Origin of the sequence: Pseudokineococcus marinus, from assembly GCF_013004605.1 — a bacterium.
Classification (GTDB): domain Bacteria; phylum Actinomycetota; class Actinomycetes; order Actinomycetales; family Quadrisphaeraceae; genus Pseudokineococcus; species Pseudokineococcus marinus.
This window is the reverse complement of record NZ_JABEMA010000070.1, coordinates 1-12,228: the sequence shown is the minus strand read 5'-3', so window position 1 is coordinate 12,228 and position 12,228 is coordinate 1. Positions and strand designations below refer to the sequence as shown.

The 12,228-nt window shown below is 76.5% G+C and carries 9 protein-coding genes; 6 read left to right on the top strand and 3 right to left on the bottom strand.

The genetic code is table 11. The features are described 5' to 3' along the window. The first annotated feature begins 132 nt into the window (after nt 1-132). From HLB09_RS06810 to HLB09_RS06785, 6 genes are read left to right on the top strand one after another with little or no spacing between them, the layout of a single operon-like run. Nucleotides 133-2,403, top strand: coding sequence for a hypothetical protein (locus HLB09_RS06810; RefSeq protein WP_171202639.1), 2,271 nt, complete (start codon nt 133-135; stop codon nt 2,401-2,403). Beyond that, nucleotides 2,400-2,825, top strand: coding sequence for a GtrA family protein (locus HLB09_RS06805; protein ID WP_171202638.1), 426 nt, complete (start codon nt 2,400-2,402; stop codon nt 2,823-2,825). Before HLB09_RS06810 ends, HLB09_RS06805 begins: the two co-directional genes overlap by 4 nt. After that, the gene (locus HLB09_RS06800; RefSeq protein WP_171202637.1) at nt 2,822-3,391 is read left to right on the top strand and encodes an HAD family hydrolase; all 570 of its coding nucleotides are present in this window, start codon (nt 2,822-2,824) and stop codon (nt 3,389-3,391) included. Before HLB09_RS06805 ends, HLB09_RS06800 begins: the two co-directional genes overlap by 4 nt. Beyond that, nucleotides 3,391-5,685 (top strand): lysylphosphatidylglycerol synthase domain-containing protein, encoded by a 2,295-nt coding sequence (locus HLB09_RS06795; protein ID WP_171202636.1) that lies wholly within the window; start codon nt 3,391-3,393, stop codon nt 5,683-5,685. The genes HLB09_RS06800 and HLB09_RS06795 overlap by 1 nt, the downstream gene beginning before the upstream one ends. After that, on the top strand, nt 5,639-6,559 hold the full coding sequence (locus tag HLB09_RS06790) for a glycosyltransferase family 2 protein (protein ID WP_322790053.1): 921 nt from the start codon (nt 5,639-5,641) through the stop codon (nt 6,557-6,559). The genes HLB09_RS06795 and HLB09_RS06790 overlap by 47 nt, the downstream gene beginning before the upstream one ends. Further along, a complete protein-coding gene (locus HLB09_RS06785) occupies nt 6,556-7,326 on the top strand; it encodes a glycosyltransferase family 2 protein (protein WP_171202634.1) in 771 nt (256 codons plus the stop codon). The genes HLB09_RS06790 and HLB09_RS06785 overlap by 4 nt, the downstream gene beginning before the upstream one ends. 30 nt (nt 7,327-7,356) lie before the next feature. Here HLB09_RS06785 and HLB09_RS19855 read toward each other — a convergent pair whose 3' ends face one another. From HLB09_RS19855 to HLB09_RS06770, 3 genes are all read right to left on the bottom strand, one after another. Continuing rightward, nucleotides 7,357-9,372, bottom strand: coding sequence for a hypothetical protein (locus HLB09_RS19855; RefSeq protein ID WP_171202633.1), 2,016 nt, complete (start codon nt 9,370-9,372; stop codon nt 7,357-7,359). Further along, nucleotides 9,359-10,723 (bottom strand): DUF1501 domain-containing protein, encoded by a 1,365-nt coding sequence (locus HLB09_RS06775; protein WP_212770677.1) that lies wholly within the window; start codon nt 10,721-10,723, stop codon nt 9,359-9,361. Before HLB09_RS06775 ends, HLB09_RS19855 begins: the two co-directional genes overlap by 14 nt. After that, nucleotides 10,723-12,228 (bottom strand): DUF1800 domain-containing protein (locus HLB09_RS06770; protein WP_212770676.1); only part of this gene is annotated, 1,506 nt, incomplete at its 5' end. The genes HLB09_RS06775 and HLB09_RS06770, both read right to left, overlap by 1 nt.

Here is a 12,228-nt window from a genome sequence, read left to right as displayed (position 1 = left end):
CGACGGCGCGCCGTGGCGCCTCGCCGGACCGGGCCGCGCGGGCCCGGCGGATAGCATCGCCGGGCGCCGCGCCCCGCAGGGCGGTCGGCGCGGCAGGGTCGTCGAGCGGTGGGGTGCGCAGTGGTGGGAGCGGTGGCGAGCACGTCGCGCGCACCTGCCGACCCCGCCCGCCCCGCGCCCGCCCCGCCCCGCGGGCGCACCGACCTCCTCTCGCCGGCGCTCGTCGTCGCCGGCCAGAGCGCCTTCCTCGTCGTCCTCTCCGCGCTGGCGCCCCGCTTCTTCTGGTTCGACGACGCCATCCGCCAGTTCGGGCCGGCGATGTGGTGGCTCGGCCGCCGGCAGGAGGCGGGCCAGCCGCCGCTCATGGACCCGGAGCTCGGCATGGCCGGCAACTTCACGGCCGACATGCAGTACGGCGTCCTCGACCCGCTCCACTGGGTCCTCCAGGCGGCGGCCGCCCGCTTCGACGACCTCGTCGTCTGGTCGTGGGTCTACGGCGGGGTGACGACGACGGCGCTGGCCCTCGGCGTCCTCGCGCTCCTGCGCCAGCACGGCGTGCGGCGGTCCCTCGCCGTGCCGGGCGCGCTGGGCGCGTCGACGAGCGGGTTCCTCCTCTGGTTCGGCAGCTCGTGGTGGCCCCTCCTGCTGAGCCTCGCGGTCCTGCCCTGGCTCTGGGTGGGCCTGCGCAGCCGCGGCGCCGTCGGCGTGGTGGTCACCGGGCTCGCCACCTGGGCGCTGCTCACCTCCGGCAACCCCTACGTCCTGCCCTTCGCGCTCGTCCTCATCGCGGCGCTGCTCGTCGAGCGCGGCCGTGAGGCCGGGTCCGTGCGCGCGCTCGTGCGCGACCGCGACGTCCTCGGGCGCGCCGCCGCCTGCGTCGGCGGCCTGCTCGCCGGCCTGCCCACGCTCCTGACGATGGTGCAGACGTCGGCGGTGACGGCGCGCCAGGGCGCGGACCCCCTCGTGGGCAACGCGGGCTACGCCGTCACGAACTTCCTCGACGTCGTCCTCGCGGGCCCCACGCTGCTCGGCCAGACGAACGCGTGGGTGGGGTCCATCGGGCTCGTGCCCGCGATGGGGGCCATGGTCGTCGCGGTGCCGCTCCTCGTGCTCGTCGACTGGCGCCGGGCGGTCGGTGCTCCCGGCGTCGTGCCCGCCGCCCTGCTGTGGGTGAGCGCCGTGGTGGCCACCCAGCTCCCGACGACGGTGCTGCTCTTCCGCTACCCGCTGCGCTACCTGGTCGTCGTCCAGGTGGCCGTGACGGTGCTGGCGGTGCTCGCCGTCTCGGCGGCACCGCGCTTGACCCGCGGGCGGCTGCTCGGGGCCGCCGCCGTGGTCGCGCTCCAGGTGGTCGTCTCGCTCTTCCGCGCCCCGGGGCTGTGGGAGGCGCACGTCCTCGGCGGCGCCGTCGTCGCCCTGGGGCTCCTCGCGGCCGTCGCGCTGCTCCGCGGGGCCCCGGCCGCGCGCGCCGCTGCGGTCGTGCTCGTCGTGGCGGCCCTGCTCGCCCCGCTCACGGGCGTCCTCGCGATGCGGGCCCTCGAGGCCCGCGCCGACCGGATCGCCGGCCAGCCGGAGGACGACATGCTCTTCCGCGGGCTGTACCGGGGCGACGGGCTGGGCCGCACGGTCGAGTCCTACCGGGAGCGGTCCGTCGCCGTCGACGAGGCGACGACCGTGGTGACCTTCGGCGTCGACGAGGCCGAGATGTGGGACGCCGGGGTCATGAGCGGCAACGGCAACCTCCTCGCCGACCTGCGCCCGGGCTTCGGCAGCCACGCGGTGTGGCAGGAGGCGCTCGACCAGCACTGGTGCCGGGGCTTCCTCGGCTTCACGTGCGGCGACCCGGCCGCGCTGCTCGAGACGGCGACGGGCACCGACCTCGCGTGGGTCGACCTGCTGTCCTCCGACGAGGTCCTCCTCGACGAGCGCGCGCCGCAGGCCGTCCTCGACCACTTCGCGCAGGGCTGGACGCCGCAGGGCCAGGAGGGCCGGTGGCTGCGGTACGGGCGCGAGGACGGCCTCCCGGGGCGGGTCACGGCGGCCGACGGCGTCGAGCTCGAGCAGGAGGGGTGGGTCACCGACGTGGCGCGTCGCGGTCAGCCGATGGACGCCTACACCGTGACGACCGGCGCCTCGCCCGGGGAGGTCGTGCTGCGGACGACGTGGTGGCCGGGGCTGCGCGCCGCCGTCGACGGCGAGCCCGTGCCGGTGGACGCGCTCGACGGCGCCGTCCTGCGCGTCGAGGTGCCCGCCGGGGTGGACGCCGGTCGCCTCGAGGTCTCCTACGCGCCGGTCGGGGCGGTGCTCCTCGTCCCGCTGACCGCCGCCGGGCTCCTGCTCGTGGCCGCGGGCGCCGTCACGGCGGGCCTGCGCCGGCGCGGCCGGGACGGGGCGGCGGCGTGAGCGCGCCGGGCCGCCTCGCCGGGCCGCTGGCGCTCCTGCGCCAGGCCCTGCGCTTCCTCGTCGGCACGTGCCTCGGCCTGTCGGTGGACCTGTCCGTCTTCGGGCTGCTCACGTGGGCCGGGCTGGCGCCCTGGCTCGCCAACGTGCTGAGCTCGGCCTGCGCCGTCACGGTCGTCTACCTCGTGAGCACGCGGTACGCCTTCGGCGCCGCCATGAGCGTGCGCTCCTACGTCCTCTTCGTCGGCTGGTACGCCCTCACCATCACCGTCTTCTCGCTGCTCATCCAGCTCGTCGTGCAGTCCACGGGCTGGGCGCCCCTGGTGGCCAAGCTCCTCAGCCTGCCGCCGTCCTTCCTCGCCAACTTCCTCTTCAGCCGGTGGCTCTTCCACCGCGAGCCCGCGCCCCTGGAGGTCGCCCCGTGACCGGTGCGGGTGAGGTGGGCGCGCTGCTGCTCGACCTGGACGGCACGCTCGTCAGCACGGGGGAGGCCAACTACCTGGCCTACCGGGACGCCCTCGCGACCGTCGGCGCGGAGCTCACGCGCGACGCCTTCGACGGCACGTGGGGTCGCGACTCGCGCGACTTCCTCCCGGACCTCGTGCCCGGCATCAGCCCCGAGGGCGTCGACGCGCTGCGCCGCGAGAAGGCCGACCGCTACGGGCGCTACCTGGGGCTCACCCGGGTCAACGCCTCGCTGGTGGGCCTGCTGCGCCAGCTGGCGCCCACGACGCCGACGGCGCTCGTCACGACGGCCAAGAGCGGCAACGCGCGGCAGATCCTCGTCGAGCACGACCTCGCCGCGCTCTTCGACGTCACCGTCTTCGGCGACGACGTCCCGCGCAGCAAGCCCGACCCCGCCTGCTACCTGCTGGCGCTCGAGCGCCTCGGCGTCGAGGCGGGCACGGCGCTGGCCGTGGAGGACTCCGACGCCGGCGTGAGCGCCGCCCGGGCGGCCGGGGTCGCCGTCCTGCGGGTGCCGACGATCTGATGGGCGCCCCCGTGGAGACGACGGGCGCCCACCCGGCCCGCCCGGCCCCGCCCGTGACGCGGACCTGGCGCGAGCGGGCGCTCTCGCGCCGCTCGGTGCTCCTGTACGCGGGGGCGGCCGCGACGGTCGTGCTCGTGCTGCTGGCGACGCCCGCGCTCGCGCGCCTGCTGCCGCTGCTGGTCGCCGAGCTGGGGCCCGCGGGGTGGGTCGTCGTCGCGGTAGCCGCCGTCGTGCTGCTGCTCGGGCACGTGCTGCGCGCGGCGCGCACCAAGACGGTCGTCGACAACGTGCGCCGCGAGTCCCTCGTCCCGCACGTCCAGGCGCTGGCCATCGGCTACCTCTTCGACGCCGTGCTGCCGCTGCGGCTCGGGGAGGTCGTCCGCGCCGTGCTCGTCGCGCGCAGCCTGCGGGTGAGCACCCTCTACACGCTGGCGGCCGTCGTCGTCGAGCGGCTCATCGACGTGGTCCTCGTCGCCGGCGCCTTCCTCGCCTTCGTGGCCCTCGTGCGCGGGGAGGACAGCCCGGTCGTCCCGCTGGCCGCGCTCGGCGTCGTCCTGCTGTCGCTCGGCCTCCTGGTGCTGCTCACGCTCGTCGTGCTCGAGAACGGCCCGCTGCTGCGGCTCGTCTGGCGCGCCTCGAGCCTGCTCAACAGCCGGCTGGAGACCCGCCTGCGCTTCAAGGTGTGGTCGGTCCTCTTCGGCCTGCAGCGCTTCGTGCGCCAGCCCGCGCAGCTGCGCCGCTACGCGCTGCTCACCGCCGCGTCGTGGGGCTGCTACCTGCTCGCCGCGGCGCTCGTGGCCGTCCTGCTGCTGCCGGGGGCGCCGCTGCGCGACCTCGTCGTCGCGACCGCCGCGCCCTACGCCGTCGTCAGCCCCTCGGTCGCCGCCGGGCTGCCGCAGCAGTACGTCGCCGACGTCCTGGAGTTCGTCGGTCCCGAGGGCGCGGCGACGACCGCGGCCGTCCTCGTGCTGGCGGTCGCCACGTGGCTCGTGCTCTACGGGCCGGTGCTCGTGCTGGGCGTCGTGTCGCTGCTCGTCATCCGCCTGCGGGGGCCGGCGGGGGACCGGCGCCCCCTGCCGCCGGCCGCGGAGGGCTTCGAGAACAAGCTCCGCCGCGACGAGGACATCTCCGGGCAGCTGCCGTCCTTCCTCGACGCCTACTTCCAGCGCGACGCGCTGAGCCGGGTGCTCCACCGCCTCGAGGTGGCGGGCGACGTGACGCTGGTGCGCTTCTTCAAGGGCGGCTCGAACGCCGTCACCGTCCTCGCGCAGCAGGACGGTCGCCTGTACGTGAAGAAGATCGTGCCCCCCGAGCACGCGCACCGGCTGAAGAACCAGCACGACTGGCTCGCGGCGCGCCGCCACCTGGACCTGCTCGTGCAGGTCACGGGCGAGGAGTCCGACGAGGACCACTACGCCATCGACCTCGAGTACCGCCCCGCCAGCCAGCCGCTCTTCGAGTGGGTGCACGAGCGCTCGCGCGAGGAGGCGACGGCGATGCTCGACCGGGTGTGGGCCTTCGTCAGCACCGAGGTGTACCGCCTCGGCCCGCTGGGCGAGCACCCGCAGCAGCGCGACGACTACGTGCGCGAGCGCTTCGTGGACCGGGTCCGGGCGGCCGCGGACCAGCACGAGGAGCTGGGCCGCGCCGTCGCGGCCGAGCGGGTGGTCGTCAACGGCCGCGTCCTCGACGGCTTCGACGCCGTGCTGCGCCGGATCCGGGCGGACGAGCGGGCCTGGCACGACCTGTCGGTCTACCGGGAGTCGACGAGCATCCACGGCGACCTCACGGTCGACAACGTCCTCGTGGACCTGGAGACCGACCGCCCGCTCGTCATCGACCCCTCGGACGACAACCAGGTGCGCGGCCCGGTCATCGACTTCGCCCGCCACATGCAGTCGCTGCACTACGGCTACGAGTTCCTCAACGAGGACACCGCGCCGGTCGGCCTCGGGGAGGAGGGCGGCGTCCCGGCGATCTCCTACCGCGACCACCGGTCCGCGCGGTACGCCGAGCTGGAGGACCACGTGACGACGCACGTCATGACCCGCTACCTCTCGCCCGCCGAGCAGCGGTCGGTGCTCTTCCACGTGGGCCTCTTCTACGGGCGCATGCTCACCCACCGCGTCGTCATCGACCCCGGCAACGCCCTCAAGTACTTCGCCGTCTCGCTCCAGGCCCTCAACCGCTTCGCCGACCAGTACGAGCTCCCGCTGCCCGGGCCCGCCCCGGTCGAGCGCCCCACCCCTGGACGAGGCGGCCCTGAGCGAGGCGGCCCCGACCCCCGCGCCTGAGCCCGCCCCGACGACGCGGGCCCCGACCCCGGAGGGGCCCGACCACGACGAGAACGGAGGCGCCGTCATCGACGCCGTCATCGCCATCCCGACCTACCGCTGCGCCGACCAGGTCGTGCGCGTGCTGGAGGGCGTCGACGACGCCCTCGCCGCCCGCGTGCGCGAGATCTGGGTCGTCGACAACCGCAGCCCCGACGGCACGGCCGAGGCCGCGCTGGGGGTGGCCCGCTCGGGGCGGCTGCCGAACCTGCGGGTCTTCCGCACGCGGCAGAACAACAGCCTCGGCGGCACCCACAAGACGGTGTTCCGGCGGGCCGCCGAGGTCGGGGCCAGCCACGTCGTCGTCCTGCACGGCGACGACCAGGCGGTCGCGGCCGAGGTCGGGCTGCTGCTCGACCGGGTCGAGCGCGACCCCTCGGTGCAGACCGTCCTCGGCTCGCGCTTCAGCCGCGGCTCGCGCCTCGTCGGGTACGACCGCAAGCGCGTCGCCGGCAACCGGGTCCTCAACGTCGTCTACAGCGTCGTCACCGGCCGCCGTCTGGCCGACCTCGGCTCGGGGCTCAACTGCTTCGCGGTCGCCGACCTCGACGAGCGCACCTACCTGCGCTTCGCCGACGGCCTCACCTTCAACTTCGAGCTGCTGCTCGACCTCGTGCGCCGGCGGGTCGCCTTCGCCTACGAGCCCATCACGTGGCGCGAGGAGGACCAGGTGTCGAACGCCCGCAACGTCAAGGTCTTCACGACGGCGCTCGCGAACCTGCTGCGGTGGCGCCTCGGCCGCCCCGCCGGGCCGGCCCCCGCCGCCGACCGCGAGTACGCGATGGACGAGCTCGACCCGAGCGGCCCCGCGGCCGGGGTCGGGGCGGCGTCGTGAGCGCCCCCTCGGCCGCACCCGTGCAGGTCCTCATGCCGATGGGCGGGCTCGGGTCGCGCTTCCGCGCCGTGGGCGTCGACACCCCCAAGCCGCTCATCGACGTCGCGGGGACGCCGATGTTCCGCCGGGCGCTGGCGTCCTTCGACGGCCTCGGGCGGGGGCGGCGCCTCGTCGTCGTCGTCCGCGAGGACGCCGAGCGCGAGCACGGCCTCGCCGGCCTCGTCCGGGAGGCCGAGCCCGGCGCCGAGGTCGTGCTGCTCGACCACGACACGCGCGGCGCGGTGGAGACGTGCCTCACCGCCCGGCACCTGCTCGACCCCGACGCGCCGCTCGTCGTCATGGACTGCGACATCGCCTTCGACAGCCCCGCGTACCTGCAGGCCCTGGCGGCCCTGCCCGGCGAGGAGCGGGGGAGCGGCGACGTCGACGGCCTTCTGCTCTCCTTCCGCTCCCGCGACCCGCGCTACAGCTTCGCCGAGCTGGACGAGCACGGGCTCGTCGTCCGCACCGCCGAGAAGCGGGCCGTCTCCGAGCACGCCCTCATGGGCGCGTACACCTTCGCCCGCGCCGGGGTGTTCCTCGAGGCGGCCGACGCCCTGATGCAGCGGCAGGTCGGTGAGGCCATGCCGGAGTACTACGTCTCCCTCGTCTTCAACGAGATGCTGGCGGCCGGCCGCCGCGTCGGTCTCGTCGAGGGCGACTTCTACTGCTTCGGCACGCCCGAGGAGCTCGAGCAGTTCCTCGCGACGGGCGCGCCCGTCCGCTGACGGCGCGGCGGTGGCCCGGCCCGGGCCGGGTCACCGCCGCAGCGTCGTGAAGACCTTCCCGTCCGCCCGCTGCAGGATCGAGCCCCCCTGGAAGTCGGTGCGGACGCCGCCCGCCACGGGCTGCGGCCCGCTCGTCGGGTAGCCGAGGCGGCCGTTCTCCCAGCCGAGCTGGCCGTACCGGACGAGGGTCGGACCGGTGACCTCGTGGGCGCCGGTGGCCCGGGTCCAGTAGACGTTGCCGCCCTGGAAGCGGGACAGGACGCCGCCGCCGGCGAGGGTGATGGGGTCGCTCGTGGGGTAGCCGAGCGGGCCGCGCTCCCAGCCGGTGGCGGCCCAGCGCGAGCGGACCGGCCCGGACGTGTCGTGGGCGCCGGTGGCGGGTGACCAGTGGATCGAGCCGCCCTGGAACGCGGTGGCGGTGCCGCCGCGGCTCACGGCCTTGGTCGGGCCGGTCGGGTAGCCGAGGCGGCCGTTCTCCCAGCCGAGCTGCCCGTAGCGGGCCAGCGTCGCACCGGTGACCTCGTGGGCGCCGGTGGCGCGGGTCCAGTAGACGTTGCCGCCCTGGAAGCGGGACAGGACGGCGCCGCCGGCGAGGGTGATGGGGTCGCTGGTCGGGTAGCCCAGCGGGCCGCGCTCCCACCCCGTCCTCGCCCAGCGCGAGCGGACCGGTCCGGAGGTGTCGTGGGCGCCCGTGGCCGGCGACCAGTGGATCGAGCCCTTCTGGAAGGCCGTGGCCGTCCCGCCGCGGGCGACGGTCTTCGTGCTGCCGGTGGGGTAGCCGAGGCTGCCCCCCTCCCAGCCCGTCTGCGCCCACCGGGCGCGCGGCGCGGCGGCGACGGCGTGGGTGCCCGAGGTCGCCGACCGGTAGGTGGACCCGCCCGCGTAGTGGACGAGGGAGCCGCCGTCGCGCAGGCCCGAGGCGGTCGTGCGCGGCGTGCCGAGCCACCCGGTCGCCCCGTCCTGGGCCTGGAAGGCGCGCCAGTGGTCGCCCGTGACGACCGTGCTGGCGCCGTCGCGGGTGTAGACGCCGCCGGAGGCGAAGGGCCACTCGGCGGTGCCGTCCCGCAGGACGCGCGGCAGGTCGAGCTCCGCGCCGAGCGCGCCGGCGGAGGAGCGGTAGGCCCGCTCGTCGGGGGAGTCGACGACCGGCACGGCCGTCGTCACGCGCACCGCACCGTCGGCCGCCAGCGAGGCGACCACGCGGCCGGCCTCGTCGAGGGCCACCACGTGGTCGGCCGGGGGGCCGTAGGGCACGGCGCCGAGGTCGGTCGTGGCGCCGGTCGTGAGGTCGACGAGGCGGGCCCTCCCGCCGCGGGCGCCGACGACGACGCCGTCGCCCGCGGCGACGACCGGCTCGGCCGTGCGCCCGCCGCGGGTGGACCCGGCCTCGGCGAGCGTCGTCGACCCGTCGGCGCAGGTCGTGGCGCTCCAGGCGCCGGAGACGCCGCCGCGGGCCCCGTCGCACGCGGGGCCGTGGACGGCCACGACGGCGCCGGTGTCGAGGTCGACCCGCTCGAGGCGGCGCCCGGTGGCGTCGGGGCGCACGAGGTGGGGGCCGGCGAGGGAGGACCCCTCGGGGGTGGGGGTCGTCGCCCCCGTGCGCACGTCGACGACCTGGTCGGGACCGTCCCGGTGGAGCAGCAGCCACGAGCCGGCCGCCTGGGCGCCCTGGACGCCGGCGCGCGGGACGGCGCGCAGGACGGCCCCGGTCGTGCGGTCGACGACCTGGACCTGGCTCCCCGCGGCGACGACGAGGCGGTCCTCGTGGGCGTCGAGGAGGTCCTCGACGCCGCGGCGGACCTCGGTGGTCGTCGTGGAGGCCGTGAAGGAGCCGGCCTGCTGGCTGAGGGCGTTGGCGCGCAGGACGCCGTCGGCGCCCAGGCGCAGCACGCCGCCCTGGGCCACCGCCACGGCGGTGGTCGTCGTGCCCGGCAGGGGGGCGAGGGTGCTGGAGGCGCCGGCCCCGGTGGCCGCGACGGCGGCCCCGGCGACCACGCCGAGGGCGGCGGCCGCGGCGAGCACGGCGCGGCGGTCAGGCGCGCGCACGGACGACCCCCAGCGGTGCGACGGACGGCAGGCCGGGCAGCACCTCGGCGAGCGAGCCCGCGCCGCACCGCTTCTGCAGGACCTCGGCGACGACGGTGCGGTAGTCGGTGGTCCCGGCCAGGGCGCCGTCGTCGAGCTGGGAGCCGCCGAGCCCCGGCCAGCGACCGTGGACGCGGCCGCCGACGACGCCGCCGCCCATCATGAGGACGGCGTTGGCGTGGCCGTGGTCGAGGCCGCCGGAGCCGTTCTGGCCGGCTCGCCGGCCGAACTCCGAGAGCGTCATGAGCGTCACCCCCGACATCAGCGGCCCGAGGTCGCGGGCGAAGGCCGCGAGGGCGTTCCCCAGCTCGGTGAGCTTCTCGCTCATCCAGCCGCGGTCGTGGCGGCCGAGGCCGGCGTGCATGTCCCAGTCGCCGGAGTCGACCGCGACGACCTGGACGCCGGCGCGGGCCCGGACGAGGCGGGCGACGTCGCACAGGGCGTCGCCGAGCTCACCGGTCGGGTAGAGGCCGCGCGCCCCGGCGTCGGGGACGGCGCGCAGGCGCTCGACGGCGTCGACCGCGGCGAGCCCGGCGGCGCTGACGGTCCGCGGGCCCTCCCCGTGCAGGGTGCGCAGCGCCTGGTTCCACCGCGCGCGCTCGACGTCGGTGTCGGGCCCGTCCATGACGAAGGTGCCGATGGTGCGCATGGTCACCTCGGGCACCGGCCCGGCGAAGCCGGAGGAGGCGATGGGGCTGCCGACCTGGAGCGCGGCGAGGGGCGAGAGCTGGCCGCGGGTGCCGAGCGTGCGGTCGAGCCACCCCGTGCGCAGGCTCGTGCCGGGCGCCGCGCGCTCCATCTCCTCCATGGCCGAGAAGTGCGAGCGGCTGCGGCTCGCCTGCCCGACGGCGTGGACGACCCCGAGCTGGCCGCTGTCGTACAGCGGCTTGAGCGCCCGCAGGGAGGGGTGCAGGCCGAAGGTCCGGTCGAGCATGAGCGCCGCCTGCCCGGGGACGCCGATGTCGGGCCGCAGGGCGGCGTAGGCCGGGTCGCCGACGGGCGCGACGGCGGACAGGCCGTCGAAGCCGCCGCGCAGGGAGAGGACCACGAGGACGTCGCCCGTGTAGCCGGGCGCGGCCATGGCCACCCGGGTGCTCGTGCCCGTGCCGGCCGCGGCGGCGAGGGCGCCGACGCCGAGGGCGCCGAGGACGCTGCGGCGGGTGGGGCCGTCCTCGGGGCAGCCGCACGCCGTCGCCGTCGCGGAGCCGGCGGTCGCGTCGTCGCCGGAGCGGCGCGGCGCCGGGACCGGCCCGGGAGCGCGCCCGCGACGGGCGCGGAGCAGGTGCTGCGGATGGTGCTGGGGCATCGTCATCACCGGACCATGTGGGCGGGGGCGTCGAGGACGGTGGCGACGAGGTGGTGCAGCCGCCAGCCGAGCCACTCGTCGGTCGACCTCAGGGGCGAGGTCTCGGTCTTGCCGCAGAAGCCGAGGAGCGCGGTGCGCTCGCGGCCCTGCAGGGGGCGGAGCAGGAGGCTGCGGCCCAGCTCGTCGAAGAGGCCGCCGTAGGTGGCGGGCAGCTGGGCGGGCAGCAGCTGGCGCAGGGGCCGGAAGGTCAGCATGTTCGGCCACCAGCCGCCGGCCGCGAGGATCACCCGGTTCCAGCGGTAGAGCGTCGCGCTCGCCGACTGCCAGGCGACGGCGACGTCCGGGTAGCCGTTGGGGGCGGGCCAGGCCAGCGGCTGCTGGCCCATCTCGCGGCTCAGCCAGCTGAGGTGGCTGAGACCTGTGGTGCCCCGCGCGTCGGGCCCGACGCCGAGCAGGCGCAGCGCGGCGACGTAGCCCTCGAGCGGGCGCCGGGTCTTCGCCCCCGCCGAGGCCCAGAACTCCGGCGAGCGGAAGAGGAGCCGCAGGGTGGCGGCGACGTCGGTGCCGGTGCGGAGGTACTCCTGGGCCACCCGCTCCACGAGGGCGGACGGCGGCTCGTCGGAGACGAAGCGCACGCACAGCTTGCGCGCGAGGAAGCGGGCGGTCGAAGGGTGGACGGCGAGCCAGCGCAGGAGGGACAGCGCCTTCTCCTCGCCCGCGGCGGCGGAGTGGGCCTCCGTGCGCCAGCCCAGGACGGTGGCGGCTCCCGTGTCGTGGCGGTAGGCGTCGTAGCGGTACAGGCCGGTGGCGTCGTCCACGGTGAGGCCGGTGAGGACGCGCGCGGCGGCGCGGACGTCGAGCTCGGTGTAGCCCGCCGAGACGCCGAGCGTGTGCAGCTCCATGAGCTCGCGGGCGTAGTTCTCGTTGGGGTGCCAGCGCCCGGAGCTCGCGTTGTCGAGGTAGCGGAGCATGGCGGGGTGGCGCGCCGAGGCCACGAGCATGTCGCTGAAGCGCCCGAGCGCGTGGCGGCGGACGACCGTGGCGTCGTAGTCGTGGCGGTTGTCCCACACGTCGGAGGACGGGCACGTCACGTTGAGGTGGTTGGACCAGAAGTCGGCCATGACCTCGTGCAGCTGCCGGCGCCCCCACACGTAGCGGGCGAAGGTCAGCGAGCCGAGGTCCCACAGCAGCTCCCAGTCGCCCGCGGGCAGCTCCTGGCGGACGCGGGAGATCGACCAGCCGTGCCAGCGGTAGCGGCGGGCGAGGTCGTCGGCGACGGGGTCGGCGACCGCGTCAGGGGCCAGCTGCTCCTCCAGCCACGCCTCGGGACCGCGGGCGCGGACCTCCTCGAGGAGCTGGGGGGTGGCTCCCCACGTGGTCCGCTGGACGAGGTGGACGACGGACGCGCGGTCGGTGGGGAAGGGCTCCTCGGCGCGGATCTGGGCGAGCGCCCGGCGCTCGGGGCGGCCGGGGACGGCGGCCGGCAGGGCGGCCGGGGCGACGGCGCCCGT

What these genes read in the sequence shown, in the direction of transcription:
- HLB09_RS06795 (WP_171202636.1), top strand. Translation starts at nt 3,391, where the DNA reads ATGGGCGCCCCCGTGGAGACGACGGGCGCCCACCCGGCCCGCCCGGCC.
- HLB09_RS06775 (WP_212770677.1), bottom strand. Translation starts at nt 10,723, where the DNA reads ATGACGATGCCCCAGCACCATCCGCAGCACCTGCTCCGCGCCCGTCGC.